Source organism: Chelatococcus caeni (assembly GCF_014196925.1).
Taxonomy (GTDB): Bacteria; Pseudomonadota; Alphaproteobacteria; order Rhizobiales; family Beijerinckiaceae; genus Chelatococcus_A; species Chelatococcus_A caeni.
This window is the reverse complement of the sequence record NZ_JACIEN010000006.1, coordinates 67876-94208: the sequence shown is the minus strand read 5'-3', so window position 1 is coordinate 94208 and position 26333 is coordinate 67876. Positions and strand designations below refer to the sequence as shown.

The 26333-nt window shown below is 68.1% G+C and carries 29 protein-coding genes and 1 tRNA gene; 28 read left to right on the top strand and 2 right to left on the bottom strand.

Annotated features, from left to right (window positions below):
- Positions 1 to 113: 113 nt before the first annotated feature.
- The 10 genes from tsaD to GGR16_RS20550 all read left to right on the top strand — a co-directional run bounded on the left by tsaD (position 114) and on the right by GGR16_RS20550 (position 8375).
- Positions 114 to 1154, top strand: a complete 1041-nt coding sequence (gene tsaD, locus GGR16_RS20595; RefSeq protein ID WP_183317854.1) for a tRNA (adenosine(37)-N6)-threonylcarbamoyltransferase complex transferase subunit TsaD — start codon at positions 114 to 116, stop codon at positions 1152 to 1154.
- Positions 1151 to 2149: an NAD(P)H-dependent glycerol-3-phosphate dehydrogenase gene (locus tag GGR16_RS20590; protein WP_183317852.1), complete on the top strand. Its 999-nt coding sequence runs from the start codon at positions 1151 to 1153 to the stop codon at positions 2147 to 2149. The genes tsaD and GGR16_RS20590 overlap by 4 nt, the downstream gene beginning before the upstream one ends.
- 16 nt (positions 2150 to 2165) lie before the next feature.
- The gene (locus tag GGR16_RS20585; protein ID WP_183317850.1) at positions 2166 to 2579 is read left to right on the top strand and encodes an EVE domain-containing protein; all 414 of its coding nucleotides are present in this window, start codon (positions 2166 to 2168) and stop codon (positions 2577 to 2579) included.
- Positions 2580 to 2645: 66 nt separating this feature from the next.
- Positions 2646 to 3140 (top strand): tellurite resistance TerB family protein, encoded by a 495-nt coding sequence (locus GGR16_RS20580; protein ID WP_157672293.1) that lies wholly within the window; start codon positions 2646 to 2648, stop codon positions 3138 to 3140.
- Positions 3140 to 3916, top strand: coding sequence for a glutamine amidotransferase (locus GGR16_RS20575; RefSeq protein WP_019404930.1), 777 nt, complete (start codon positions 3140 to 3142; stop codon positions 3914 to 3916). The genes GGR16_RS20580 and GGR16_RS20575 overlap by 1 nt, the downstream gene beginning before the upstream one ends.
- A gap of 61 nt (positions 3917 to 3977) precedes the next feature.
- Positions 3978 to 5384 carry an adenylate/guanylate cyclase domain-containing protein gene (locus GGR16_RS20570; protein ID WP_019404931.1) on the top strand — a complete coding sequence of 469 codons (1407 nt, stop codon included), beginning with the start codon at positions 3978 to 3980 and terminating at the stop codon, positions 5382 to 5384.
- A 19-nt stretch (positions 5385 to 5403) separates the two neighbouring features.
- Positions 5404 to 5751, top strand: a complete 348-nt coding sequence (locus tag GGR16_RS20565) for a 4a-hydroxytetrahydrobiopterin dehydratase (RefSeq protein ID WP_019404932.1) — start codon at positions 5404 to 5406, stop codon at positions 5749 to 5751.
- Between the two features lie 58 nt (positions 5752 to 5809).
- On the top strand, positions 5810 to 6442 hold the full coding sequence (locus GGR16_RS20560; RefSeq protein WP_183317848.1) for a MarC family protein: 633 nt from the start codon (positions 5810 to 5812) through the stop codon (positions 6440 to 6442).
- A gap of 198 nt (positions 6443 to 6640) precedes the next feature.
- On the top strand, positions 6641 to 7855 hold the full coding sequence (locus GGR16_RS20555; protein ID WP_019404934.1) for an ImmA/IrrE family metallo-endopeptidase: 1215 nt from the start codon (positions 6641 to 6643) through the stop codon (positions 7853 to 7855).
- A 10-nt stretch (positions 7856 to 7865) separates the two neighbouring features.
- Positions 7866 to 8375, top strand: coding sequence for a DUF4411 family protein (locus tag GGR16_RS20550; RefSeq protein WP_026015621.1), 510 nt, complete (start codon positions 7866 to 7868; stop codon positions 8373 to 8375).
- A gap of 112 nt (positions 8376 to 8487) precedes the next feature.
- On the opposite strand, the gene GGR16_RS20545 is transcribed toward GGR16_RS20550, so the two are convergent.
- A tRNA-Ala gene (locus GGR16_RS20545) sits at positions 8488 to 8563 on the bottom strand.
- A gap of 147 nt (positions 8564 to 8710) precedes the next feature.
- Between GGR16_RS20545 and GGR16_RS20540 the strand changes: the two genes are divergently transcribed.
- The 9 genes from GGR16_RS20540 (at position 8711) to GGR16_RS20500 (ending at position 16143) form a co-directional block, all read left to right on the top strand.
- On the top strand, positions 8711 to 9001 hold the full coding sequence (locus GGR16_RS20540) for a YggT family protein (protein WP_019404936.1): 291 nt from the start codon (positions 8711 to 8713) through the stop codon (positions 8999 to 9001).
- A 23-nt stretch (positions 9002 to 9024) separates the two neighbouring features.
- Complete coding sequence (locus GGR16_RS20535) at positions 9025 to 9351, top strand: DUF167 family protein (protein WP_019404937.1); 327 nt, start codon at positions 9025 to 9027, stop codon at positions 9349 to 9351.
- Positions 9348 to 10259, top strand: a complete 912-nt coding sequence (folD, locus tag GGR16_RS20530) for a bifunctional methylenetetrahydrofolate dehydrogenase/methenyltetrahydrofolate cyclohydrolase FolD (RefSeq protein ID WP_019404938.1) — start codon at positions 9348 to 9350, stop codon at positions 10257 to 10259. The genes GGR16_RS20535 and folD overlap by 4 nt, the downstream gene beginning before the upstream one ends.
- A gap of 94 nt (positions 10260 to 10353) precedes the next feature.
- On the top strand, positions 10354 to 11400 hold the full coding sequence (locus tag GGR16_RS20525) for a MaoC family dehydratase (RefSeq protein WP_053193543.1): 1047 nt from the start codon (positions 10354 to 10356) through the stop codon (positions 11398 to 11400).
- Positions 11401 to 11537: 137 nt separating this feature from the next.
- Positions 11538 to 11951 carry a succinate dehydrogenase, cytochrome b556 subunit gene (sdhC, locus tag GGR16_RS20520; RefSeq protein ID WP_019404940.1) on the top strand — a complete coding sequence of 138 codons (414 nt, stop codon included), beginning with the start codon at positions 11538 to 11540 and terminating at the stop codon, positions 11949 to 11951.
- Positions 11952 to 11962: 11 nt separating this feature from the next.
- Complete coding sequence (sdhD, locus tag GGR16_RS20515) at positions 11963 to 12358, top strand: succinate dehydrogenase, hydrophobic membrane anchor protein (RefSeq protein ID WP_183317846.1); 396 nt, start codon at positions 11963 to 11965, stop codon at positions 12356 to 12358.
- Between the two features lie 4 nt (positions 12359 to 12362).
- Positions 12363 to 14399 carry a succinate dehydrogenase flavoprotein subunit gene (sdhA, locus tag GGR16_RS20510; protein WP_246373220.1) on the top strand — a complete coding sequence of 679 codons (2037 nt, stop codon included), beginning with the start codon at positions 12363 to 12365 and terminating at the stop codon, positions 14397 to 14399.
- A 75-nt stretch (positions 14400 to 14474) separates the two neighbouring features.
- Entirely contained in the window at positions 14475 to 15260 is a 786-nt protein-coding gene (locus tag GGR16_RS20505; protein WP_019404943.1) for a succinate dehydrogenase iron-sulfur subunit, read from the top strand.
- A 205-nt stretch (positions 15261 to 15465) separates the two neighbouring features.
- A complete protein-coding gene (locus GGR16_RS20500; protein ID WP_246373219.1) occupies positions 15466 to 16143 on the top strand; it encodes an AprI/Inh family metalloprotease inhibitor in 678 nt (225 codons plus the stop codon).
- Positions 16144 to 16186: 43 nt separating this feature from the next.
- Here GGR16_RS20500 and GGR16_RS20495 read toward each other — a convergent pair whose 3' ends face one another.
- Entirely contained in the window at positions 16187 to 16774 is a 588-nt protein-coding gene (locus GGR16_RS20495) for a GNAT family N-acetyltransferase (RefSeq protein ID WP_183317844.1), read from the bottom strand.
- On the opposite strand from GGR16_RS20495, the gene GGR16_RS20490 reads away from it, so the two are divergent.
- The 9 genes from GGR16_RS20490 to GGR16_RS20450 all read left to right on the top strand — a co-directional run bounded on the left by GGR16_RS20490 (position 16767) and on the right by GGR16_RS20450 (position 26326).
- Entirely contained in the window at positions 16767 to 16964 is a 198-nt protein-coding gene (locus tag GGR16_RS20490) for a hypothetical protein (RefSeq protein WP_157672253.1), read from the top strand. The genes GGR16_RS20495 and GGR16_RS20490 overlap by 8 nt on opposite strands.
- Entirely contained in the window at positions 16961 to 17587 is a 627-nt protein-coding gene (locus tag GGR16_RS20485; RefSeq protein ID WP_019402723.1) for a glutathione S-transferase family protein, read from the top strand. The genes GGR16_RS20490 and GGR16_RS20485 overlap by 4 nt, the downstream gene beginning before the upstream one ends.
- A 39-nt stretch (positions 17588 to 17626) precedes the next feature.
- Complete coding sequence (zapE, locus tag GGR16_RS20480) at positions 17627 to 18859, top strand: cell division protein ZapE (protein ID WP_050996645.1); 1233 nt, start codon at positions 17627 to 17629, stop codon at positions 18857 to 18859.
- Positions 18856 to 19479: a TetR/AcrR family transcriptional regulator gene (locus GGR16_RS20475; protein WP_019402725.1), complete on the top strand. Its 624-nt coding sequence runs from the start codon at positions 18856 to 18858 to the stop codon at positions 19477 to 19479. The genes zapE and GGR16_RS20475 overlap by 4 nt, the downstream gene beginning before the upstream one ends.
- Positions 19480 to 19782: 303 nt before the next feature.
- Positions 19783 to 20748 (top strand): malate dehydrogenase, encoded by a 966-nt coding sequence (gene mdh, locus GGR16_RS20470; RefSeq protein ID WP_019402726.1) that lies wholly within the window; start codon positions 19783 to 19785, stop codon positions 20746 to 20748.
- A gap of 100 nt (positions 20749 to 20848) precedes the next feature.
- On the top strand, positions 20849 to 22042 hold the full coding sequence (gene sucC, locus GGR16_RS20465; protein ID WP_183317842.1) for an ADP-forming succinate--CoA ligase subunit beta: 1194 nt from the start codon (positions 20849 to 20851) through the stop codon (positions 22040 to 22042).
- 11 nt (positions 22043 to 22053) lie between these two features.
- Complete coding sequence (locus GGR16_RS20460; RefSeq protein ID WP_183317840.1) at positions 22054 to 22278, top strand: hypothetical protein; 225 nt, start codon at positions 22054 to 22056, stop codon at positions 22276 to 22278.
- Positions 22278 to 23162, top strand: coding sequence for a succinate--CoA ligase subunit alpha (gene sucD, locus GGR16_RS20455; protein WP_053193536.1), 885 nt, complete (start codon positions 22278 to 22280; stop codon positions 23160 to 23162). The genes GGR16_RS20460 and sucD overlap by 1 nt, the downstream gene beginning before the upstream one ends.
- A 203-nt stretch (positions 23163 to 23365) precedes the next feature.
- Positions 23366 to 26326, top strand: a complete 2961-nt coding sequence (locus GGR16_RS20450) for a 2-oxoglutarate dehydrogenase E1 component (protein ID WP_183317838.1) — start codon at positions 23366 to 23368, stop codon at positions 26324 to 26326.
- Positions 26327 to 26333: the final 7 nt, after the last annotated feature.

The window sequence follows — 26333 nt, the reverse complement described above, 5'->3', positions numbered from 1 at the left end:
CACCCTGCTGCGGCGAAAAACCGGTTCCCACGGCTTTACGCCATGCTCTATAGGGGGAAGCGGCGCTTTTGCGAACCGCGACCGATCGCAGCCCCTTCAGAACCCAGCGAATCATGCGCGTTCTTGGCATCGAGACCACCTGTGACGAAACGGCAGCCGCCGTCGTCGGCCTTGCCGGCGACGGGCGCGGCGTCATCCTGTCGAACGAGATCCTCACCCAGATCACGGAACATGCCGCCTATGGCGGCGTGGTGCCGGAGATCGCGGCGCGCGCCCATGTCGAGGTCATCGACCGGCTGGTAGCGCGGGCGCTGAAGGCGGCCGACGTCACGCTGAAGGACATCGACGCCGTCGCCGCCGCGGCCGGCCCCGGCCTCATCGGCGGCGTCATCGTCGGCCTCACCACCGGCAAGGCGCTCGCCCTCGTGTCCGGCAAGCCCTTCATCGCCGTCAATCATCTCGAGGCTCATGCGCTGACGGCGCGGATGACCGACGGCGTCGCCTTTCCCTATCTGCTGCTGCTCGCCTCGGGCGGGCACACGCAATTGCTCGCGGTGCGCGGCGTCGGCGATTACGTCCGCCTCGGCACCACCATCGACGACGCCATCGGCGAGGCCTTCGACAAGACGGCGAAGATGCTCGGCCTGCCCTATCCCGGCGGGCCGGAGGTGGAGCGCCAGGCGCTCCACGGCGACCCGGCGCGCTTCGCTTTGCCGCGGCCGCTGGCGGGCCGGCCGGACCCGGACTTCTCGCTCTCCGGCCTCAAGACCGCCGTGCGCATCGAGGCCGAGCGCATCGCCCCGCTCTCGGCGCGTGACGTGGCCGACCTCTGCGCCTCCTTCCAGGCGGCCGTGGTCGACGTCGTCGCCGACCGGGTGCGCATGGGCCTGCGCGCCTTCCGGCAGAAGGCGGGGCACCCGACGGCGCTCGTCGTCGCCGGCGGCGTCGCCGCCAACCAGGCGATCCGCCGCGGCCTGACGCGCCTTGCCTCCGAGGCCGGCCTGCCCCTCGTCACGCCACCACCGGCCCTGTGCACCGACAACGGGGCGATGATCGCCTGGACGGGGCTCGAGCGCCTGCGCCTCGGCCTCACCGACGACCTCACCGCTCCCGCCCGCGCCCGCTGGCCGCTCGAGGCGGCCTCCGCGGCATGATCGCCGATCCGCTCGTCATCGTCGGGGCCGGCGCCTGGGGCACGGCCCTCGCCAATGCGGCGGCCCAGGCCGGGCGTACCGTCACCCTCGTCGCGCGCGATGCCGAGCATGCCGGCACCATCGAGACCGCGCGCGAGAACTTGCGTTTCCTTCCCGGTGCGCCGCTCCATGCCGCGATCACCGTCACGGCCGACCTCGGCGCGACGGCGGCCGCGCGGGCGCTGCTCCTCGTCGTGCCGGCGCAGGCCCTGCGCGAGGCGGCCCGCGCGCTCGCGCCCCGGCTCGCCCCCGGTACGCCCGTCGTCATCTGCGCCAAGGGCATCGAGCGCACGTCGAGCCGCTTCATGAGCGACATCGTCGCCGAGGAGCTGCCGGCGGCAGTATCTGCCGTCCTGTCCGGCCCGAGCTTCGCCGAGGACGTGGTGCGGGGCCTGCCGACCGCCGTGGTGCTGGCCTGCGCGCAGGAGGAGACCGCCCGCGGCCTCGCCGCGGCGCTTGCGAGCCCCGCCTTCCGCATCTATCACGGCACCGACGTGCGCGGGGTCGAGATCGGCGGCGCGGCCAAGAACGTGCTCGCCATCGCCTGCGGCATCGTCATGGGCTGCGGCCTCGGCGAGAGCGCCCGGGCCGCCATGGTGGCCCGGGGCTTCGCCGAGCTGATGCGCTTCGCGCGCGCCCTCGGTGCCCGGCCCGAGACGCTGATGGGGCTGTCCGGCCTCGGCGACCTCGTGCTCACCTGCGGCTCGGCGAAATCGCGCAACTTCGCCTTCGGCGAGGCGCTGGGGCGTGGCGTGCCGCTTTCCGAAGCCTCCGGCGGCAAGCTGGCGGAAGGCGCCTTCACGGCCGCGGCGCTCGTCGCGATGGCCGGCCAGCACGGGGTCGAAATGCCGATCTCGGAAGCCGTCGCCGCGCTCGTCGCGGGGGAAATGTCCGTCGAGGCGGCGATCGGCGCACTGCTCAACCGGCCGATCCGCGCCGAACACGAGATCATCTGACGAACGGGGAGAGGTCATGGCGCACTGGCTGTTCAAATCCGAACCGGCGACCTGGTCGTGGGACCAGCAGGTCGCGGAAGGCGCGAAGGGCACGTTCTGGAACGGCGTGCGCAACCATTCCGCCAAGCTCAACATGATGGCGATGAAGAAGGGCGAGACCGGCTTTTTCTATCATTCCAACGAAGGCAAGGCCGTCGTCGGCATCGTCGAGGTGATCAAGGAGTACTATCCTGACCACACTGACGCGAGCGGCCGCTTCGGCATGGTCGACATCAAGGCCGTGAAGGCGCTGCCCCGGCCGGTGACGCTTGACGAAATCAAGGACACGCCCTCCCTCGCCGAGATGGTGCTCGTCAACAATTCACGCCTGTCGGTGCAACCGGTGAGCGGCGCCGAGTGGGACATCATCTGCAAGATGGGCGGATTGTGAAAAAGGCGGGGTTGAGCGCCGTCGTCCGATCGGACAGGATGGCAGCCTGAAATCGTTCCGATGTCCATGACCCGTCCAGTCCGCCTCATCTCCAGCATCGCCCGCCTCTTCGAACGCTTGCCCCGGCACCAGGCCGCGCCGGCGCGCGAGGATAAGGGCCGCACCCCCGACACCCTGCTGTCGCTCGCCATCGTCCTCGTGCACATCGCCGGGGGCGACGGGCGCCTGACGGGCGACGAGCGCGCCAAGCTCGCCGACCTCGTCGGACGCCGCTTCCGCCTCTCGCCGCGCGAGGCGCTCCGGATCATCGAGGCCGCCATCGTGGCCGAGCGCTCGCGCGAGGACGTGGACGACGCCTTCGAGGACCTGAAGCGCCTGCTGCCGCCGGACGGGCGCCGCGAGCTGATGGCCGCCGCCTGGGAGCTCGCGAAGATCGACGGGCACGTCGCCGAGATCGAGGACGGCCTCCTGTGGCGCTCCGCCCGCCGGCTCGGGCTGAGCGAGCGCGAGGCCGAGGCGCTGCGCCAGAGCGCGCTGGCGGACGTCGACGGAGGGGCCTGATGGCTGAGGCGGCCCGGCTGCCCGTTCTCATCGTCCTGCACCAGGAGCATTCGACGCCCGGCCGGGTCGGCCGGCTCCTTGCAGAGCGCGGCCACCTGCTCGACATCCGCCGCCCGCGCTTCGGCGATCCCTTGCCGCAGACGCTCGAACTGCACGCCGGCGCCGTCGTCTTCGGCGGGCCCATGAGCGCCAACGACCCCGATGACTGGGTGAAGCGCGAGATCGACTGGATCGGCGTCGCGCTCGATGAGAAGAAGCCGCTGCTCGGCCTCTGCCTCGGCGCGCAGATGCTGTCGAAGCACCTCGGCGGGCGCGTCGATCCGCATCCCTCGGGCCTTGCCGAAATCGGCTATTATCCCCTCAAGCCGACGACGACCGGGCGGCGCTTCGCCAGCGAGACGGGCGCGCCGTGGCCCTCGCATGTCTACCAATGGCACCGGGAGGGGCTCGACTGCCCGCCCGGGGGCGAGCTTCTCGCCGAGGGCGCGGATTTTCCGAACCAGGCCTTCCGAGTCGGGCCCGCGGCCTTCGGCCTGCAGTTCCACCCCGAGGTGACGCACGCCATGATCTATCGCTGGACGACACGCGCCAGCGAGCGGCTGAGCCTGCCGGGCGCCCAGGCCTCGCACCTGCACCACCGCGGGCGCTTCATGTACGACCCCGCCGTCGCCCTGTGGCTCGATGCCTTTCTCGACCACTGGCTCGCCGCCGGTGCCGCACCGGCCCGGCCCCAACCGGCCTCGGGCCTGGCGATCGCCCGCGCCCCTGCGGCCTGAGCGCGGCAGCTGCCGCTGATCGTGCTATACTTATAAAATAATGGTTGCGGAGCACCGTCCGATGGCCGAGACGGAAGCGCTCTTTTCCCTGCTGCGTCAGACGGCCGAGCCGGCGGCGGCCGAGGCCATCGAGCGCCTCGTCCGGCACGGCGCGGACCGTATGCTCAACCGCGTCAACGTGCTCGCCTTCGCGGCGCGCGAGGGTCTCGACGAGGAGGCCGCCATCGCCGCCTTCCTCCATGCCGCCCATCTCGGCCTGTTCGACATGTCATGGAACGTATTGTGCCCGGGCTGCGGCGGCGTGCTCGACGCCAATGCGACGCTCGGTACGCTCGACCGCTCCTCCTACAGCTGCACGCTGTGCGCGGCGGGCTACGAGCCGACCCTCGACGAGATGGTGGAGGTGACGTTCACGGTGAACCCGCGCGTGCGGCAGATCGCGGCGCACGAGCCGGACCGCCTGCCGATCCACGAGTATTTCCGCCAGATCTTCTGGAGCTCGGGCGTCGACCTGCCGGAGGAGATCGAGGCGCAGCTCGACGAGATCATCATCGAGGCCATCGAACTGCCGCCCGGGGAGAAGGCCCTCCTCTCGCTGCAGCTGCCGCGGGGCTTCATCATCGTCTTCGATCCGGTCACCCATTCCGTGCAGTTCATCGACGCCGACAGCGACGAGACGCGCGAGCGGCGCTCGCTTTCCCTCGTCATCGACGCCGTGCATGCGCCGAACGAGGCCGTCCGCCTGCAGCCCGGCCCGCTGCGCCTCACGCTCGAGAACCGCACCAGCCGGCGCGTCCTGCCCGGCCTCTTCGCCGCAGGCGAGGCGCTACACACGCTCATCGGCCGGCGCCGGCCGTTCCTCACCGCCAAGCGGCTCCTCAGCAACCAGACCTTCCGCGACATCTACCGGACGGAGACGCTCAACGTCGACCAGCGGCTGAAGATCACCAGCCTCACCTTCCTCTTCACCGACCTCAAGGGATCGACCCGGCTCTATGAGCGCGTGGGCGACCTTGCCGCCTTCGACCTCGTGCGCGAGCACTTCCGTGTGCTCGGCGACATCGTGGCGGCGGAGGCCGGCGCCATCGTCAAGACCATCGGCGATGCAGTGATGGCGACCTTCCCGACGCCGGAACGGGCCGTCGCCGCCGCGCTGCGCATGCGCGACGCCATGCGCCGCCTCAACGCCGCCCACGGCAGCGAGGACCTGATGCTGAAGATCGGCCTGCACGAAGGCCCGTGCCTCGCCGTCAGCCTCAACGAGCGGCAGGACTATTTCGGCCAGACGGTGAACATCGCCTCGCGCGTGCAGGGCCTTGCCGAATCGCAGGCGATCTACGCCACGGGCTCCGTCGTCGAGCGGCCGGAGGTGTCGAACCTGCTTGCCCGCACCGGCCTGACGCCGCTGGCGCAGCGACGCGCCTTGCGCGGCATCGACGACGAGGTCACCCTGTACGAGATTCCGTGACCCGGCAGCGGGAATAGCCATGACCGACGATCTCGCCACCAAGACCTGCACGCCCTGCAAGGGCGGGACGCCGCCTTTGTCCCCCGAAGCCGTCGCGCACTACGCGAAACGGGTGCCGCAGTGGGAGGTCAACGGCGATGCCACGCGCATCGCGCGCACCTTCCGCTTCAGGAACTACGCGGGAGCCTTCGATTTCGTGGCGCGCGTGTCGGAGCTTGCCGAGGAGCAGGGCCACCACCCGGACATCGCCTTCGGCTGGGGCTATGCGACGGTCACGCTGCAGACCCACAAGATCAAGGGCCTGCACGAGAACGACTTCATCATGGCGGCCCGGATCGACGAGATCGGCGGAACCGGGACCGCCTGAGACGTCCGTTCCCCTCCATCCTCGCCCTCGCCGTCACCTTCCTCTTCCGGAGCCGATCGTGCTGATCGACCAGACCCTGCTCGTCACGCAGTTCATGACGCTTCTCGCCGTCCTCGACCCGATCAGCCACACCTCGCTCTTCCTCTCGGTCACCGGCGGGCTCGACCGGGCCGAGCGGCGCAAGGCGGCCCTCATCGCCGTCCCCGTCGCCTTCGTCATCCTCCTCGTCTTCGCCGTCATCGGCCAATATGCGCTGGCGGCGATGAACATCTCGCTCATCTCCTTCCAGATCGCCGGCGGCATCATCCTGCTCATCTTCGCGCTGTCGATGACCCTCGGCGACAAGGGGCCGGCGCCGACGGCCGAGGCGGGCGCAAACGACGCGGCGAGCGTCGCCGTCTACCCGCTGGCGGTGCCGATCATCGCCGGGCCGGGGGCCATGCTCGCCATCGTCATCCTGATGGACAACAACCGCCTGACCTTCATCGAGCAGGTGGAGACGGTCGCCATGCTGGCGCTCAACATGCTCATCCTGCTCGGCCTCTTCCTGTCAGGCGGGACCGTGTCACGCCTCATCGGCCGCCACGGCGCCAACGTGCTGCGCCGCGTGATGGGCATCGTGCTCGCCGCCCTGTCGATCAACCTGATCCTCGAGGCGATGGCGAAATGGCTGGGACTGCCGGCGATTTGAGGGAGGTGCCTGTCGCGGTACACCGCAAAATCGCAGAGTCCGTCCTGTAAGCCCGCGCAGCTTCACCATTTTTGCACCCGGCTGACTTACAGTTTGACGGGCTACCAGATTTGGTGTGGCGTGCATTCAAACGAAAATATCCTTAGTGCGTTAGTTCTAGAAGAGCTGTGGCGGCCGAGCAGGGAGACCGGGGATCCTATGCCAAAGGTGAACCCAACGATATTGCAATGGGCGCGCGAGACGGCAGGACTCACCCTGGGAGAGGCCGTCGAAAAGCTCGGTATCAGGGACGCACGCGGCGTGCCTGCAATTAAGCGGCTGGCGGCGTACGAGAGCGGCGCGGTTGAGCCGAGCCGCCCTTTGCTGCTGAAAATGGTTCAGCACTACCGGCGCCCGCTCCTAACGTTCTATCTGCCGCAACCGCCAAGGGTGAGTGAGCGCGGGCACGATTTCCGCACCCTGCCGCCGGACCATTCCCGGCGCGACGACGCGCTTGTCGATGCACTCATTCGAGATATCAAGGCCCGGCAAGAGATGGTGCGGGCGGTGCTCGAAGCCGAAGACGAGGCGGTTTCGCTGCCGTTCGTCGCCTCCATGACTATGCAGGACGGTGTGTCGGCCGTACTCGATTCCATAGTTCGAACACTGGAACTTGATCGTGAGCAGTTCCGCAACGGGATACGGGGAGACCGCACTGCCCCAAAGGGATTTACTTATCTTCGAGAGCGGGCCGAGCGCGCGGGCATTTTCGTGCTGCTAGTTGGCAATCTGGGGAGCCATCACAGCACCCTAGATGTCGAGATTTTCCGCGGCTTCGCTTTGGCGGATCCCGTTGCGCCGTTCATTGTCATCAACGATCAGGACAGTGACAGGGCGTGGTGCTTTACCCTGCTTCACGAAGTGGCGCATATCTGGCTCGGCGCAACTGGCGTAAGCGGGGCGAACGCTATTTCCGCCATTGAGCAGTTCTGCAACGACGTCGCAGGAAATTTCCTGTTGCCCAATGGCGAGATCGAACGCGAGCGCGCAGTTGGGGGGCTGCCACTGGATGAGGTTGCGATGCGCATCGGCGAAATTGCCGACGCGCGGCAGGTGAGTCGCTCTCTCGTGACCTATAAGCTTTTTCGTGCTGGCATAATTGATCGGTCTCAATGGTCGCAGTTGAGTGCCATGTTTCGGCAGCACTGGCTCCGCAAGCGCCAGTTGGACCGGGAGCGTAGTCGAGACGGTGAGGGGCCGAACTACTACACCGTTCGTCGCCACCGGCTTGGCGGGCGGCTGCTGGACCTATCTCGGCGGATGGTGGCAGATGGGGCCTTGTCGCCCTCGAAGGCTGCACGCATCTTGGCAGTGCGTCCGGCAAACGTGTTTCCGCTGCTTTCCAGCGCGGATCCGTCCGGTCGAGCAGCATAGGGGCTAGAACTTGCTCTATCTGCTCGATGCCAACGTAATGATTACGGCCAACAACTCTTATTATCCCCTCGACCGGGTGCCCGAGTTTTGGGAATGGCTCGTACATATGGGCAATGCCGGCCATCTTAAAATGCCGATCGAAAACCTCGAAGAAATTACCAACGGAACAGACGACTTGGCGGACTGGCTGAAAGCGCCCGAGCACAAGGAAGCAATCTGCTTGGATGAAAGCGTCGACATCACGCTACTGCAGCAGTGCACCGCCCATGGGTACGCGCCAGATCTGAACGACACCGAAGTGGTTAAGCTGGGCAAGGACCCATTTCTGATCGCGTATGCGATGGCTGCACCACAAGCACGTTGCGTTGTGACGACCGAGGTCTCCAAACCCTCACTCATGCGCGCAAATCGCCATGTGCCCGACGTCTGCAACACTCTCGGAATTCAATGGATCAATAGTTTTGGGTTGTTGCGGGCGCTCGATTTCTCAACCGGCTGGAAAACCAAAGTCGCGGTCTAAACAGCGAGCGGACCTAAGGATAGCCGGTGAGGGGCAGAGGGCGCACGTTTCGTCGCAGCGATGCGCCACCCGAAACCCGGCCCGAATTTTCCAGCTTTTCTGCAAAAGAGGGTGGTGGAGCTGAGGGGATTCGAACCCCTGACCTCTGCAGTGCGATTGCAGCGCTCTCCCAACTGAGCTACAGCCCCTAAAGGTCGGCGCGTTTTAGGCCGGCGCGGGGGCGGCTGTCAATTGCTGTTTCGCGTGATCGCGCGGCGAGCGCGACGGGTTGTTCACAGCGGCGGAGAGCGCTAAACGGAAGCTCCCGTCCGTCCTCTCCATCCTCCGGATTTTCAATGCGCGCGATTCTCGATGTTCTCATGGTCGTGCTCGACCTCTACACCTGGCTCGTGATCGCCTCAGCCATCATCAGCTGGCTGGTCGCCTTCAACGTCGTCAACACGCGCAACGACGTGGTGCGGGCGATCTGGAACTTCCTCTACCAGATCACCGAGCCCGCGCTTCGGCCCATCCGCTCCATCCTGCCCAATCTCGGCGGCATCGACGTCTCGCCCATCATCCTGCTGCTCATCATCTTCTTCCTGCAGCGGGTGATCGTGCTCTACGTCTACCCGGCGGTCATCTAAAGCCCGGCCGGCGTGGGGCAGGCATGAGCGGCGCCGTCACGCGCACGGGCGAGGGGCTGACGCTCACGGTGCGCCTGACGCCGCGCGGCGGGCGCGATGCGATCGAGGGCGTCGAGCAGCTGGCGGACGGGCGCGCCGTCATCAAGGTCCGCGTCCGGGCCGTGCCGGAGGACGGGGCGGCCAATGCGGCGCTCACCCGGCTGCTCGCCAAGAGCCTCGGCGTCGCCGCCTCGGCCGTCACGCTCGTCTCCGGGCACACCGCACGCATCAAGATCCTGACCGTCGCCGGCGACGCCGCTATGCTGGAAGCGCGGCTCGCGGCACTCATCAAGCACGAGGACCGGCCATGACGACGCTCCCGACGTCCCGAATCATCGACGGCAAGGCCTTCGCCGAGGGCCTGCGCCGGCGCGTGGCGGAAGCCGCGGCCGACTTCCTCGCCAGGTCCGGCCGCGCGCCTGGCCTTGCCGTCGTGCTCGTCGGCGAGGATCCGGCGAGCAGCGTCTATGTGCGCAACAAGGCGCAGCAGACGGTGGAGGCCGGCATGGCCTCCTTCGAGCACCGCCTGCCGGCGGAGACGGGCGAGGCCGAGCTCCTCGCCCTCGTCGCGCGGCTCAACGCGGACGATGCGGTCGACGGCATCCTCGTACAGCTGCCGCTGCCGGCGCATATCGACGCGCAGAAGGTGATCGAGGCGATCGAGCCGGCGAAGGACGTCGACGGCTTCCACCCGGAGAATGCCGGGCGCCTGATGACCGGCCTTCCCGCGCTCGTGCCCTGCACGCCGCTCGGCTGCCTGATGCTCATCAAGTCCATCGAGCCGGCGCTCGCCGGGCTCGAGGCGGTCGTCGTCGGGCGCTCCAACATCGTCGGCAAGCCGATGGCGCAGCTGCTCCTCGCCGAGAGCTGCACGGTCACCGTCGCCCATTCCAAGACGCGCGACCTGCCGGCCGTGTGCCGCCGCGCCGACATCCTCGTCGCGGCCGTCGGCCGGCCGCAGATGGTGCGCGGCGACTGGGTGAAGCCCGGCGCCATCGTCATCGACGTCGGCATCAACCGCATCCCGGCGCCCGAGCGCGGCGAGGGCAAGACGCGGCTCGTCGGCGACGTGGCCTATGACGAGGCGGTGCAGCATGCCGGCGCCATCACCCCCGTGCCGGGCGGCGTCGGGCCAATGACCATCGCCTGCCTCCTGCGCAACACGCTCGCGGCGGCGGTCGCCCGCACCGGCGTCGTGGTGGACGTGCCGTCGGCCTGAACGCCTCCGCCCAAGGTCGCAATGGCGCAGTGCAGCATGTAGGCTAGTCTCTCGCGAAACAGCGAGGGAGGAGCCGATGGACACAGCATTGCCGATGAAGACCAGCGCCGGCCGGTTCTTCGAGGATTTCCGCCTCGGCGAGGTGATCCGCCACGCGACGCCGCGCACGGTGACGGCGGGCGATGCCGCGCTCTATTCGGCGCTCTACGGCACGCGCTTCGCCGTGCAGTCCTCGGACGTCCTCGCCGCGCAGATCGGCTACGAGCGCAGCCCCCTCGACGATCTCCTCGTCTTCCATGTCGTCTTCGGCAAGACCGTGCCGGACATCTCCCTCAATGCGGTCGCCAACCTCGGCTATGCGGAAGGCCGCTTCCTGAAGCCCGTCTATCCCGGCGAGACGCTGTCGGCCGTCTCCGAGGTCATCGGGCTCAAGGAAAATTCCAACGGCAAGACCGGCGTCGTCTACGTGCGCACGCGCGGGCTGCGCTCCGACGGGGCCGAGGTGCTCGAATATGTGCGCTGGGTGATGGTGAAGAAGCGCGACGAGGCGGCGTCCGTCGCGGACCAGCACGTGCCGCAGCTCGCGGACAGCGTCGAGCCCTCGCACCTCGGCATCGGCTGCCCGCCCATCGACGTCGAGGCCTATGACTTCGGCCTTGCCGGCAGCCCCTGGCGCTGGGGCGACTTCCGCATCGGCGAGCGCATCGACCATGTGGACGGCATGACGGTGGAGGAGGCCGAGCACCAGCTCGCGACCCGGCTCTACCAGAACACCGCCCGGGTGCATTTCGACCAGCACGCCGCCACCGGCTCGCGCTTCGGCCGGCGGCTGATCTACGGCGGCCACGTGATCTCGCTGGCGCGGGCGCTGTCCTTCAACGGCCTCGGCAATGCCTTCCACATCGCCGCCATCAACGGCGGGCGGCATGTGGCGCCGCTCTTTGCCGGCGACACCGTCTATTGCTGGAGCGAGGTGCTCGACACCGCCGAGCTCGAGGGCCGCAGCGACATGGGCGCCCTGAGGCTGCGCACCATCGCGGCGAAGAATGCGCCGTGCACCGGTTTTCCGGGCCGAAACGGCTCTGAATACGACCCCGCCGTCGTGCTCGATTTCGACTATTGGGCGCTTCTGCCGCGATAAGGCGGCGCAAGGAAGCGGTTACAAAGCTGGAAAAATGTCACCGCCTTTGGCGGCATGCTGCATTGCGGTTGCCGCCCACATTCGTTACGAAGCCGATAGCTTCGAGCAACTCCAGACTGCAAGCGGGGAGGCCCCACATGGCCGAGGCGAAAGCGCCCGGGACGAGACCGGAAGACATCCGCCCCCTCTCGCCGCACCTCCAGATCTACCGCTGGACGTGGACGATGGCGATGTCGGTAGTCCATCGCGTCACCGGCTCGGCCCTCTATGTGGGCACCCTCCTCCTGGTCGCCTGGCTGCTGGCGCTGGCGAGCGGGCCTGAGGCCTTCGAGACCGCGCAGTGGTTCTTCGGCTCCTTCCTCGGCCGGCTGATCCTCTTCGGCTACACCTGGACGCTGCTGCACCACATGTTCGGCGGCATCCGCCACCTCATCTGGGACGTGGGCCTCGGCTTCGACGCCGCCGCCCGCCAGAACCTCGCCCGCATGACCCTCATCGCCTCGGCCACGCTCACGCTCCTCGTGTGGGTGGTCGGCTACGCGGTCTCGTGAGGAGGCATTTCATGTCATCGACGAAGCACTCGCTGCGCACGCCGCTCGGCCGCGTCCGCGGTCTTGGCTCTGCCAGGTCCGGCACCGGGCATTTCTGGCACCAGCGCCTCACGGCGATCTCCAACGCATTGCTGGCGGTGGCCTTCATCGCCATCGTGATCCGCGCGGCGGGCAGCGGCTATGAGGAGGCGATCGCCCTCGTGCGCAGCCCGCTCGTGGCGCTCCTCCTGCTCCTCTTCATCCTCTCGGCGACCTATCACATGCGCATCGGCATGCAGGTCATCATCGAGGACTACGTTCACGGCGGCGCCAAGGTCGCTGCCGTGATCGCCAACACCTTCTTCGCCCTGCTCGTGGCAGCCGCCGCGGTCTTCGCGGTTCTCAAGATCTCCTTCGGCGGGATGTAAGTTCATGGCCAAGGCACCCAGCAACGGAACCACCCCCGGCACCGAGACGAGCGCCCCGGCGCGCCGCAGCACGAGGGCCAAGGCCGCCGCGTCGACCACTGCCGCACCGACCGCCGCCGCACCGGAGGTCGCCGGCGCCGCCGTCGAGACGCCGCCCAAGGCCGTGCGCACGCCGCGCGCGCGGGCGGCGCAGGGCGATGGCGCCGGCCGGGGCGGCATCCTGCGCATTCCCCGCCCGGCCTATACCGGCCAGGCCTATCCGATCACCGACCACACCTTCGACGTGGTGGTCGTCGGCGCCGGCGGCGCCGGGCTGCGTGCCACCGTCGGCTGCGCCCAGGCGGGCCTCAAGACGGCCTGCGTCACCAAGGTCTTCCCCACGCGCTCGCACACCGTGGCGGCCCAGGGCGGCGTCGCCGCCTCGCTCGCCAACATGGGGCCGGACGACTGGCGCTGGCACATGTACGACACCGTGAAGGGGTCGGACTGGCTCGGCGACCAGGATTCCATCGAATATCTGGTGCGCAACGCGCCCGCCGCCGTCTACGAGCTCGAGCACTGGGGCGTTCCCTTCTCCCGCACCGTCGACGGGCGCATCTACCAGCGACCCTTCGGCGGCATGACGACCGACTTCGGCAAGGGCCCGCCGGCCCAGCGCACCTGCGCCGCCGCCGACCGCACCGGCCATGCCATCCTGCACACGCTCTACGGCCAGGCACTGCGGAACAACACCGAGTTCTTCATCGAATATTTCGCCATCGACCTCATCATGGACGACGAGGGCCGCTGCCGCGGCGTGGTGGCGCTGAAGATGGACGACGGCACCATCCACCGCTTCCGCGCCCATCTCGTCATCCTGGCGACGGGCGGCTACGGCCGCGCCTATTTCTCGGCCACCTCCGCCCACACCTGCACGGGCGACGGCAACGCCATGGTGCTGCGCGCCGGCCTGCCGCTGCAGGACATGGAATTCGTGCAGTTCCACCCCACCGGCATCTACGGCGCCGGCTGCCTCATCACCGAGGGGGCGCGCGGCGAGGGCGGCTATCTCACCAATTCCGAGGGCGAGCGCTTCATGGAGCGCTATGCCCCGTCGGTGAAGGACCTTGCGCCGCGCGACATGGTCTCGCGCTCCATGACCATGGAGATCCGCGAAGGCCGGGGCGTGGGCAAGAACAAGGACCACATCTTCCTGCACCTCGACCACCTCGACCCGGCGGTGCTGCACGAGCGCCTGCCCGGCATCTCGGAGAGCGCCAAGATCTTCGCCGGCGTCGACGTGACGAAGGAGCCGATCCCGGTGCTGCCGACGGTGCACTACAACATGGGCGGCATCCCGACGAACTTCCACGGCGAGGTGGTGACCAAGGCGGGCGACAACCCCGACCATGTCGTGCCGGGGCTGATGGCCATCGGCGAGGCGGCCTGCGTGTCGGTGCACGGGGCGAACCGCCTCGGCTCCAACTCGCTGATCGACCTCGTGGTCTTCGGCCGCGCGGCGGGCCTGCGCGCCGCCGAGATCGTCAAGCCGGGCGAATCGCACGCCGACCTGCCGAAGAACTCGGCCGACCTGTCGCTGTCGCGGCTCGACCGCTTCCGCAATGCGAGCGGCGGAACCCCGACCGCCGAGCTGCGCCTCCAGATGCAGCGCACGATGCAGTCGAACTGCGCCGTCTTCCGCACCGGCGAGGTGCTGGAAGAGGGGCAGAAGCTCATCCGCGAGGTCTGGCACGGCGCGGAGGACGTGCGCGTCACCGACCGCTCGCTCGTCTGGAACTCGGACCTCATCGAGACGCTCGAGTTCGACAACCTCATCACCCAGGCCGTCGTGACGATGGACGGCGCGGCCAACCGCAAGGAAAGCCGCGGCGCCCATGCACGCGAGGACTATTCCGAGCGCGACGACGTCAACTGGATGAAGCACACCCTGGCCTGGGTCGACGACATAGCCAAGACCGTCACCATCGACTACCGCCCGGTGCACAACTACACGATGTCGAACGACATCGAGTACATCGAGCCGAAGGCGCGCGTCTACTGAGGCCGCGCGCGACAGATCCCATCCGGCCCGTGGCGCAGGCCACGGGACGCCGGCAGGTTCGAGGACAGAGACAAGATGGCCAAGTTCTCCCTCCCCAAGAATTCGCAGATCAAGGAAGGCAAGGCCTGGCCGAAGCCGGACGGGGCGGCGAACACGACCGCCTTCCGCATCTATCGCTGGAACCCGGATGACGGACAGAACCCGCGCGTCGACACCTATCACGTCGACCGTGACGACTGCGGCCCGATGGTTCTCGATGCGCTCATCTACATCAAGAACAACATCGACCCGACGCTGACCTTCCGCCGCTCCTGCCGCGAGGGCATCTGCGGCTCCTGCGCCATGAACATCGACGGCGCCAACACGCTCGCCTGCACCAAGGGCATCGACGAATGCACGTCGAAGGGCGACGTCCGCATCTATCCGCTGCCGCACATGCCGGTGGTCAAGGACCTGGTGCCCGACCTCACGCGCTTCTACGCTCAGCACGCCTCGATCGAGCCGTGGCTGAAGACGACGACGCCGGAGCCGGAGAAGGAGTGGCGCCAGAGCCGCGAGGACCGCGAGAAGCTCGACGGCCTCTACGAGTGCATCCTGTGCGCGTGCTGCTCCACCTCCTGCCCGAGCTACTGGTGGAACGGCGACCGCTATCTGGGCCCGGCCGTGCTGCTGCAAGCCTATCGCTGGCTCATCGACAGCCGCGACGAGGCTACCGGCGACCGCCTCGACGATCTCGAGGATCCGTTCCGGCTCTACCGCTGCCACACGATCATGAACTGCGCCAACGTGTGCCCGAAGGGCCTCAATCCGGCGAAGGCCATCGCCGAGATCAAGCAGATGATGGTCACGCGCCAGCTCTGACGGCGCGCCGGACGGCCCCGGGCCGGGTGTGACACGCGCGCCACGCTGGGTGCGCGGCGGCCCTTCCCGCGGCGCTCGCATCAGTCAATTCGCCCGCCCGGGCTTGCCCGATCAGGCCGTTTACGGCATGACGAAAGCGGTGGCTTGCGCGCCTGCGCTGCCTTTCAAGGCAGGCGCGCCGAAAGAAGAGCGGGAGCGGGACAGCATGAGACCGACGATGCACGATGCGACGACCGAAACGGCCCGGCGTGGCGCGAGCGCCATGCGCATCGCCCGGCGTCTGGCCGCCCTCGCGCCGCTCCTGATCGTCGCCGCCTGCGCGTCGGACCGCTTTTCCGGCTCGCCGAGCCCTGGTCCCGGGGCGGGCTATCGCAGCACCGGCGCGGCGGCCGCGGCCGGGTCGGACTTCGAGCCGATACCGCCCTCCGGCTCCGCCGAGGTGATTGCAAGCCCGCTGCCACCGGCGCCTGGCACGGCGGCCGCGCCCGACGGCTCCATCGTTGCGCCCGGCACGCTCGGCCCGGACGGCACCCTCACCGGCACCGGCGGCACGCCCGGGCCGGTCGCGGGCCTGGGCAGCCAGCCGACGAGCGCGCCGCCCGCGCCGACGCGCAGCACCGTGACCGGGGGCTGGACGGCACGCGAAGCCGCCGGCGGCTCCTGCCGCATCACGCTGTCGAGCGCCCCGGCGCTCGATCTCTACAAGGCCTCCACCTCCGGCTGCGGCGGTCGCGACCTGCAGAGCGTCAACGCCTGGGACCTGCGCGACGGCGAGGTCTATCTCTATTCGCGCGGCAGCGTCGTCGCCCGCCTCAAGGGAGGCGGCAGCTCGTTCAACGGGGTGCTCGCCAAGTCCGGCGCGCCGCTCACCCTGTCCCGCTGAAGGCAGCATCGGCTGACGAAAAAGGGCGCCGCGGCGCCCTTTTTCAGTTTGGAGCCCGCGACGGAGCCATGAAGCGTCGCTGGTAGTCGAGCGCGCTCATGGCAAGGCCGTGCGCATCGTCGATCATCTCTTCGGCGAGGGAGAAGGGGGTCGGCCCAAGGCCCTTGATCGTGCCGATGAGATCCCCGCGCTCGAAGACGATCTCGGCCGAGAAGCGCCGCGCCAGCGCGCGCATGGCGCCGTTCTCGCTCATGCAGTTGACGACGAGCGCCGCAGCGCCGCGGTTGCGGGCGCTGACGATGAGGCGGGCAAAGAGCGCGCTGCCGATGCCGCGCCGGCGCCAGCCGCGCTCGACGCTGAAGGCGGCCTCGGCCCGCCGCTCGCCGCTGATCTCGAAGGGCTGCAGTTCGGCCGCGCCGCGCACGACGCCGTCCTCGACGAAGCCGAAGACGAGCCCGCGCGAGGCGAGGCAGCGGTCGGCATAGCCGGCGAGATAGGCATCGGTCACCGCGCCGATGAAGCGGCTGTGGCGGCTGGCCGGATCGAGGCGCAGCAGATGGGCGCGGAACGCGGGCAAATCGGCCGCGAACAGCTTGCGAATGGTGCCGGAAGGCCCGGAGGATGTGTCCATCGTCGTTCTCTCGGTGGTCGATATTGCTTCGACCCCCGAGGGCGCGGTTTCCCTAGACCCGGCACATATTGTGCAATGCAACATGAAATTCAAGCGCCAGGATGCCGCCCCGGTCTGGCGCGGCCTGCCGGTTTGCGTTCAACTGGCGCGCGAGATCGGCATGCGAAAGAGGCACAGGGCGCGACGATGAGCGACTATATCCTCCACTGTTTCGGCCAGTCCGGGAACGCCTATAAGGTCGCCCTGATGCTGAACCTGTGCGGCTGCGACTGGCAGCCGCGCTTCGTCGACTTCTTCAACGGCGAGACGCGCGGCGCGGCCTTTCGTGACAGCTGCAACGAGATGGGCGAGGTGCCGGTGCTGGAGCACGGCGGACAGCGGCTCACCCAGAGCGGCGCGATCCTCACTCATCTCGCCGAACGGCACGGGCGCTTCGGCGGGCATGATGCCGAGGAGCGCTACGACATCCTGCGCTGGATCCTCTTCGACAATCACAAGTTCACCAGCTATTTCGCCACGCTGCGCTTCATGGTCGGCCTCAAGAAGATGGGCGAGAGCCCGGTGACGGAGTTCCTGCGGGCACGCGCGCTCGCCGCCTTCGACATCGTCGAGAAGCACCTCGCCAAGCGCTCCTTCATGGTCGGCGACACGCCGACCATCGCCGACATCTCCATGGTCGGATATCTCTATTATCCCGAGGAAACCGGCATCGACCGGTCCGCCTTCCCCAATATCGAGGCCTGGACGCGGCGCATCGCCGCCCTGCCCGGCTGGGCCCACCCCTACGATCTCATGCCGCGGGAGCCGGGCTGATCAGCGGCCGGCGCGACAGCGCGGCGATTGTGCGGCGGCATGCGAGACGCTAAATCCCCTCCCGTGACCATCGAGCCCCGCCTTGCCCGGCAGACCGCCGCCAGCGTGCGCGCACGCTACGACGCCCTCGTCAGCGAGGGCGTGATCGAGCGTGACCCGGCGCAGGAACACCTCGTGGCGCGGCTCGACGACCTCGCGCAGCGGCTCGGCGAGCGGCGCCTCGCGCGCAAGGCGAGCCCGCTCGGCTGGCTGTTCGGCAAGCGCAACGAGAAGGCCGAGCCGCTCAAGGGCCTCTACATCTGGGGCTCGGTCGGCCGCGGCAAGACCATGCTGATGGACCTCTTCTTCGAGGTCGCGCCGCCCGAGCGCAAGCGCCGTGCCCATTTCCACGCCTTCATGGCCGATGTGCACGAGCGCATCTTCGCCCACCGCCAGAAGGTCAAGGACGGCCGCGAGAAGGACGGCGACCCCATCCCGCATGTGGCGGACGCGCTGGCGGCCGAGGCCTGGCTCCTGTGCTTCGACGAGTTCACCGTCACGGACATCGCCGATGCGATGATCCTCGGCCGGCTGTTCACGGCCCTCTTCGCGCGCGGCGTCACCGTGGTCGCCACGTCGAACGTGGAGCCGGACCGCCTCTACGAGAACGGGCTCAACCGGGCGCTGTTCCTGCCGTTCATCGACCTGCTGACGCACCGGGTCGAGGTGCTGCGCCTCGATTCCCGCACCGACTTCCGTCTCGAGAAGCTCGCCGGCAGCCCGGTCTATCACGTGCCGGCGGATGCGGCGGCCGAGGCGGCGCTGGACGAAGCGTTCTTCCGCCTCACCGGCCGGCACGAGGGCAAGCCGGCGGCCGTCCACGTCAAGGGCCGCACGGTGCCGGTGCCGAGCGCCAGCGACGGCGTGGCGCGCTTTTCGTTCGCCGAGCTCTGCGAGCGCCCGCTCGGCGCCTCGGACTACCTCGCCCTCGCCGAGCGCTACCACTGCATCATTCTCGCCGGCATCCCGGTGATGGACCTTGCCCAACGCAACGCGGCCAAGCGCTTCATCACGCTCATCGACACGCTCTACGAGAAGCACGTGAAGCTCATCGCCTCCGCCGAAGCGGAGCCGCACGCGCTCTACCGCGCCGACCAGGGCCGCGAGGTCTTCGAGTTCGACCGCACGGTGTCGCGGCTCATCGAGATGCGGTCCGAAGACTATCTCGCCCTGCCGCACGGCCAGGGCGATTCCCGCGCCTCGGGCGACACGACGGGCCTCGTCGAGACATGAGCGCCCCGCGCCGGGCAGCCCGCACGACGCCGCAGACGGCGGACGTGCGGCTGCTCGACATCGCGGCCGAGCATGTGCGCCGCCTCGGGGCGACGCGCGTCACGGTCGTCGGCGTCGCCCAGGAAGCGGGCATGACGCATGCCAATGTCTACCGCTACTTCCCCTCCAAGCGCGACCTGCTCGACGCCGTCGTGCAGGCGGCCCTGCGCCCGGTCGAGACCTTCCTCGCCGACGTCGCGAGCGCGCCGGACCCGGCGGACGACAAGCTGGAGCGGCTCATCCTCGCGCTCGCGCGCGACTATCGCGACCTCGCCGAGAACGACCCGCCGATCTTCGACCTCTTCGTCGCCGCCGCCGAGGCGAACCGCGGCGTCGCCCGGCGCCACCGCGGCCGGGTGCGCATGTTCGTCGGCCGCGTGGTCGACGAGGGGCTGGCGACCGGCGCCTTCAACCCGAAGGACCGCGAGCAGGCGCTGACCTTCCTCACCGACATCCTCTTCCGCTTCACCCACCCGACGGCGGTCAAGCTCGATACGGAGCGCCCGCGCGACATGCTGGAGGAGCGGCTGGCGACGATCATGCGCGTCGCGCTCCGGGCTCTCAAAGCCGGCTACGTATGAGCGCGCTCCGACGCGCCGGCGAGCCCCGGCGGGGAGCCGGGCCTCCTTCGAGTTACAATATCTGAAAACTGTAACAAAAAGACTCGGCGGGCGGCAGGCCCGGGCCATGGGCCGCTGGAAATCGCCAAGCCCTTGCACCATCTTTCTTTTCGCCGCCGGGGCCAGTGGGTGCGAACGGCCCTGGCGGCAAAGGCCATCACCGCGGCGGGTTTTGCACGTCTTGAAGCAGAACCCCGTTTGAGTCAAAGAAACCGCGGTTTTCCGGGATGCGTCCCCTCCTCGAACTGAAGGACGGTTTCTCACATGGCCCGTAAGAAGATCGCGCTGATCGGCGCCGGCCAGATCGGCGGCACCCTCGCCCATCTCGTCGGCTTGAAGGAGCTCGGCGACGTCGTGCTCTTCGACATCGCCGAAGGCATTCCGCAGGGCAAAGGCCTCGACCTCGCCGAGTCCTCCCCGGTGGACGGCTTCGACGCCGCCTACAAGGGCACCCAGTCCTATGCGGATATCGAGGGCGCGGACGTCATCATCGTCACCGCCGGCGTGCCGCGCAAGCCGGGCATGAGCCGCGACGACCTGCTTGGCATCAACCTCAAGGTGATGGAATCGGTCGGCCAGGGCATCAAGCAATATGCCCCGGATGCCTTCGTCATCTGCATCACCAACCCGCTCGACGCCATGGTGTGGGCGCTGCAGAAGGCCTCCGGCCTGCCGAAGAACAAGATCGTCGGCATGGCCGGCGTGCTCGACTCGGCCCGCTTCCGCTACTTCCTCGCCGAGGAGTTCAAGGTCTCGGTGGAGGATGTCACCGCCTTCGTGCTCGGCGGCCACGGCGACGACATGGTGCCGCTGGTGCGCTACTCGACGGTCGCCGGCATCCCGCTGCCGGACCTCGTCAAGATGGGCTGGACCAGCCAGGACAAGCTCGACGCCATCGTCGAGCGCACCCGCAAGGGCGGCGGCGAGATCGTCAACCTCCTGAAGACCGGCTCGGCCTTCTACGCCCCGGCGGCCTCGGCCATCGCCATGGCCGAGAGCTACCTCAAGGACAAGAAGCGCGTGCTGCCCTGCGCCGCCCACCTCGACGGTGAGTACGGCGTCAAGGACATGTTCGTCGGCGTGCCGATCGTCATCGGCGCCGGCGGCGTGGAGCGCGTGGTCGAGATCGCCATGAACGACGCCGAGAAGGCAATGTTCGAGAAGTCGGTCGCGTCCGTGCAGGGCCTCGTCGAGGCCTGCAAGGGCATCAACCCGGCCTTCGCGGGCTGACCCGTCAATCCGATGGCCGGCTCGCCCGGCCATCGCCGTTTCCAGCGCCGCGCCATGAGCGCGCGGGTGCCCCCAAGCGGGCATGACGCGGAGGAATCGCATGAACATTCACGAGTACCAGGCCAAGGCCGTCCTGAAGGAATTCGGCGCCCCGGTCTCGGCCGGCAAGGCCGTCTTCTCCGTCGACGAGGCGGAAGCCGCGGCGAAAGAGCTCGGCGGGCCGCTGTGGGTCGTCAAGAGCCAGATCCACGCCGGCGGGCGCGGCAAGGGCAAGTTCAAGGAGCCCGAGGCGGGCGAGAAGGGCGGCGTGCGCCTCGCCAAGTCGGTGGAGGAGGTGAAGACCTTCGTCGGCCAGATGCTCGGCAACACGCTCGTGACCGTTCAGACCGGCCCGGCCGGCAAGCAGGTCAACCGCATCTACATCGAGGACGGCTCGGACATCGAGCGCGAGTTCTACCTCTCCGCCCTCGTCGACCGCGCCACGAGCCGCGTCGCCTTCGTCGTTTCGACGGAGGGCGGCATGGACATCGAGGAGGTCGCGCACAGCACTCCTGAGAAGATCCTCACCTTCTCGATCGACCCCGCGACCGGCGTGATGCCGCACCACGGCCGCACGGTCGCCAGGGCGCTCGGCCTTTCCGGCGACCTCGCCAAGCAGGCCGGCAGCCTCGTCGAGAAGCTCTACGCCGCCTTCGTCGCCAAGGACATGGCGATGCTCGAGATCAACCCGCTGATCGTCACCAAGGACGGCCAGCTGAAGTGCCTCGACGCCAAGGTGTCCTTCGATTCCAACGCCCTCTACCGGCACCCGGACGTCGTCGCCCTGCGCGACGTGACCGAGGAGGACGAGAAGGAGATCGAGGCGTCCAAGCACGACCTCGCCTACATCGCCCTCGACGGCACCATCGGCTGCATGGTCAACGGCGCCGGCCTCGCCATGGCGACGATGGACATCATCAAGCTCTACGGCGAGGAGCCGGCGAACTTCCTCGACGTCGGCGGCGGCGCATCCAAGGAGAAGGTCACCGCGGCCTTCAAGATCATCACCGCCGACCCGAACGTGCAGGGCATCCTCGTCAACATCTTCGGCGGCATCATGAAGTGCGACGTCATCGCCGAGGGCGTGATCGCCGCGGTGAAGGAGGTCGGCCTCAAGGTGCCGCTCGTCGTGCGCCTCGAGGGCACCAACGTCGAGCTCGGCAAGAAGATCCTGAACGAATCCGGTCTCAACGTCATTTCCGCCGACGACCTCGACGACGCGGCGCAGAAGATCGTCAAGGCCGTGCGTGGTTGAGAGGCAGTTCCATGCTCAATCTCAATCTATCAAACGCGGTTCTAATTCCGATCCTAACGGTGAGCTTCGGGCTCGTATTCTTCCTCGTGTATTTCGCCATAAGCCGGTGGGGCAATAACCCCGCAAAGCACCTCGATGAATACATGAGCATGAGCCGAGAGTTGCTAGCCGCAAACAAAGAGATGGCCGCGAATCTAGTCGAGATTCGAAAGCTTCTCGAATCCAGGAGCGCCTGATGTCCATCCTCATCGACAAGAACACCAAGGTCATCTGCCAGGGCTTCACCGGCAAGAACGGCACCTTCCACTCCGAACAGGCCATCGCCTACGGCACCAAGATGGTCGGCGGCACCTCGCCGGGCAAAGGCGGCTCGACGCATCTCGGCCTGCCCGTGTTCGACACGGTGGCCGAGGCGCGCGAGAAGACGGGCGCCGACGCCTCCGTCATCTACGTGCCGCCGGCGGGTGCGGCCGACGCCATCTGCGAGGCGATCGCGGCCGAGATCCCGCTCATCGTCTGCATCACCGAGGGCATCCCGGTGCTCGACATGGTGAAGGTCAAGCGCGCCCTCTCCGGCTCGCAGTCGCGCCTCATCGGGCCGAACTGCCCGGGCGTGGTGACGGCGGGCGAATCGAAGATCGGCATCATGCCGGGCAACATCTTCCGCCCCGGCAACGTCGGCATCGTCTCGCGCTCCGGCACGCTGACCTATGAGGCCGTGTTCCAGACGACGCAGGAAGGCCTCGGCCAGACCTCGGCCGTGGGCATCGGCGGCGACCCGGTGAAGGGCACCGAGTTCATCGAGGTGCTCGACCTGTTCCTCTCCGATCCCAAGACCGAGTCGATCATCATGATCGGCGAGATCGGCGGCTCGGCCGAGGAGGAGGCCGCCGAGTTCCTCAAGGCCGAGGCGAAGAAGGGCCGCAAGAAGCCGATGGTCGGCTTCATCGCGGGCCGCACCGCCCCGCCCGGCCGCCGCATGGGCCATGCCGGCGCCATCATCTCCGGCGGCAAGGGCGGCGCCGAGGACAAGATCGCGGCCATGGAGGCGGCGGGCATCCGCGTGTCGCCCTCCCCGGCGCGGCTCGGCAAGACCCTCGTCGAGGTCCTCAAGGGCTGACGAAGCGGCGATGCGTGGGCGACGGCAACCTTTTGCTCACGCATCGTTCATAAGGTTCGACTTGATTTCGCCACTCTCGGACCGCTCTTGGGCGGTCCTCCCACCATCCGCAGCCCAACCGGAGGCTGCGGATCCGGGGCCGGGCAACCGGCCCTGACATCCGTCGAGGATCCTCCTCGAAGGTTCCGGCAGGACCAGGACCAATGGCACGCCAGGACGCCAACGATCTCTTCGCCCAAACCTCGTTCCTCTACGGCGGCAATGCCGCCTACATCGAGGAGCTGTACGCCCGCTACCAGCAGAACCCGACCTCGGTCGATGCCGAGTGGCAGACGTTCTTCGCAGGCCTCAAGGACGATGCCGCGCTGATCACGAAGAACGCGCGGGGAGCATCCTGGAAGAAGCCGCACTGGCCCGTGCCGCTCAACGGGGAGCTCGTCTCGGCGCTCGACGGCAACTGGGCGCCGGTCGACAAGGCCGTCGGCGACAAGATCAAGGCCAAGGCGCAGAAGGCCGGCGTCGAGCTGTCCGAGGCGCAGGTGCTGCAGGCGACGCGCGATTCCGTGCGCGCCCTCATGATGATCCGCGCCTACCGCATGCGCGGCCACCTGCACGCCGACCTCGACCCGCTGGCCATCGAGCCGCGCAAGGACCACGAGGAGCTGCATCCGGCGACCTACGGCTTCACGGAAGCCGACTACGACCGGCCGATCTTCATCGACAACGTGCTCGGCCTCGAGTTCGCGACCATCAACCAGATGCTCTCGATCCTGCGCCGCACCTACTGCCAGACGCTCGGCGTCGAGTTCATGCACATCTCGGACCCGACCGAGAAGGCGTGGATCCAGGAGCGCATCGAGGGGCCGGACAAGGAGATCGCCTTCACCGACCGCGGCAAGCGGGCGATCCTCAACAAGCTCATCGAGGCCGAGGGCTTCGAGAAGTTCCTCGACATCAAGTACACCGGCACCAAGCGCTTCGGCCTCGACGGCAGCGAGGCGATCATCCCGGCGCTGGAGCAGATCATCAAGCGCGGCGGCGCGCTCGGCGTCGAGGACATCGTCTTCGGCATGGCCCACCGCGGCCGCCTCAACGTGCTCGCCCAGGTGATGGGCAAGCCGCACCGCGCCATCTTCCACGAGTTCAAGGGCGGCTCGTTCGCCCCGGACGACGTGGAAGGCTCGGGTGACGTGAAGTACCACCTCGGCGCCTCGGCCGACCGCGAGTTCGACGGCAACAAGGTGCACCTGTCGCTCACCGCCAATCCCTCGCATCTCGAGATCGTCGATCCCGTCGTGCTCGGCAAGGTGCGCGCCAAGCAGGACCAGCTCGGCGACACGGTCGAGCGCTCCAAGGTGTTGCCGCTCCTCATCCACGGCGATGCGGCCTTCGCCGGCCAGGGCGTGGTGGCCGAGTGCCTCGGCCTCTCCGGCCTCAAGGGCCACCGCACCGGCGGCTCGCTGCACTTCATCATCAACAACCAGATCGGCTTCACGACGAACCCGCGCTACTCGCGCTCCTCGCCCTATCCGTCCGACGTGGCGAAGATGGTCGAGGCGCCGGTCTTCCACGTCAACGGCGACGACCCGGAGGCGGTGACCTTCGCCGCCAAGATCGCGACGGAGTTCCGGCAGAAGTTCCACAAGCCGGTCGTCATCGACATGTTCTGCTACCGTCGCTTCGGCCATAACGAGGGCGACGAGCCGGCTTTCACCCAGCCGCTGATGTACAAGAAGATCCGCCAGCATCCCTCGACGCTGGAGATCTACGCCAAGAAGCTCGTCGACGAGAAGGTCGTCACCCAGGCCGAGGTCGACGAGGCGCGCGAGCAGTGGCGTGCCAAGCTCGACACCGAGTTCGAGGCGGCCCAGGCCTACAAGCCCAACAAGGCCGACTGGCTGGACGGGCGCTGGTCCGGCCTCAAGGCCGTGCGCGAGGATGCGGACGATCCGCGCCGCGGCGCCTCGGGCGTGGCCGTCGACACGCTGAAGACGATCGGCGAGCGCATCTGCGACGTGCCGGACGGCTTCAACGTGCACCGCACGATCAAGCGCTTCCTCGACAACCGCCGCAAGATGATCGAGACCGGAGAGGGCATCGACTGGGCGACCGGCGAGGCGCTCGCCTTCGGCTCGCTCGTGCTCGAAGGGCATCCCGTGCGCCTGTCCGGCCAGGACAGCGAGCGCGGCACCTTCAGCCAGCGCCATTCCGTGCTCGTCGACCAGGAGAACGAGGACCGCTACACGCCCCTCAACAACATCCGCGAGGGCCAGGCCCGCTACGAGGTCATCAACTCGATGCTCTCGGAAGAGGCCGTGCTCGGCTTCGAATACGGCTACACCCTGTCGGAGCCCAATGCGCTGACGCTGTGGGAGGCGCAGTTCGGCGACTTCGCCAACGGCGCGCAGGTGGTCGTCGACCAGTTCATCTCCTCCGGCGAGCGCAAGTGGCTGCGCATGTCGGGCCTCGTGCTCCTGCTGCCGCACGGCTATGAGGGCCAGGGTCCGGAGCACTCCTCCGCCCGCCTCGAGCGCTACCTGCAGATGTGCGCCGAGGACAACATGCAGGTCGCCAACTGCACGACGCCGGCGAACTACTTCCACATCCTGCGCCGGCAGCTCAAGCGCGACTTCCGCAAGCCGCTCGTCCTGATGACGCCGAAGTCGCTGCTGCGCCACAAGCGCTGCGTGTCGAGCCTCGCGGAGCTCGGCGAGGGCACGACCTTCCACCGCATCCTCAAGGACGACGCCGAGCGGCTGTCGGGCGAGGCGATCAAGCTCGTCAAGGACGACAAGATCCGCCGCGTCGTGCTGTGCTCGGGCAAGGTCTACTACGATCTCTACGAGGAGCGCGAGAAGCGCGGCATCGACGACGTCTACCTGCTCCGGGCCGAGCAGCTCTACCCGTTCCCGGCCAAGTCGCTGGCCACCGAGCTGCAGCGCTTCCCGCGCGCCGAGGTGGTCTGGTGCCAGGAAGAGCCGAAGAACATGGGCGCCTGGACCTTCGTCGAGCCCTATCTCGAGTGGGTGCTTGACCATGCCGGCTCCAAGGTGAAGCGTCCGCGCTACGTCGGCCGGGCGGCCTCCGCCGCCACCGCCACGGGCCTGATGTCGAAGCACCTCGCCCAGCTGCAGGCCTTCCTCGACGAGGCCTTCGCCGCGTAACGCCGGG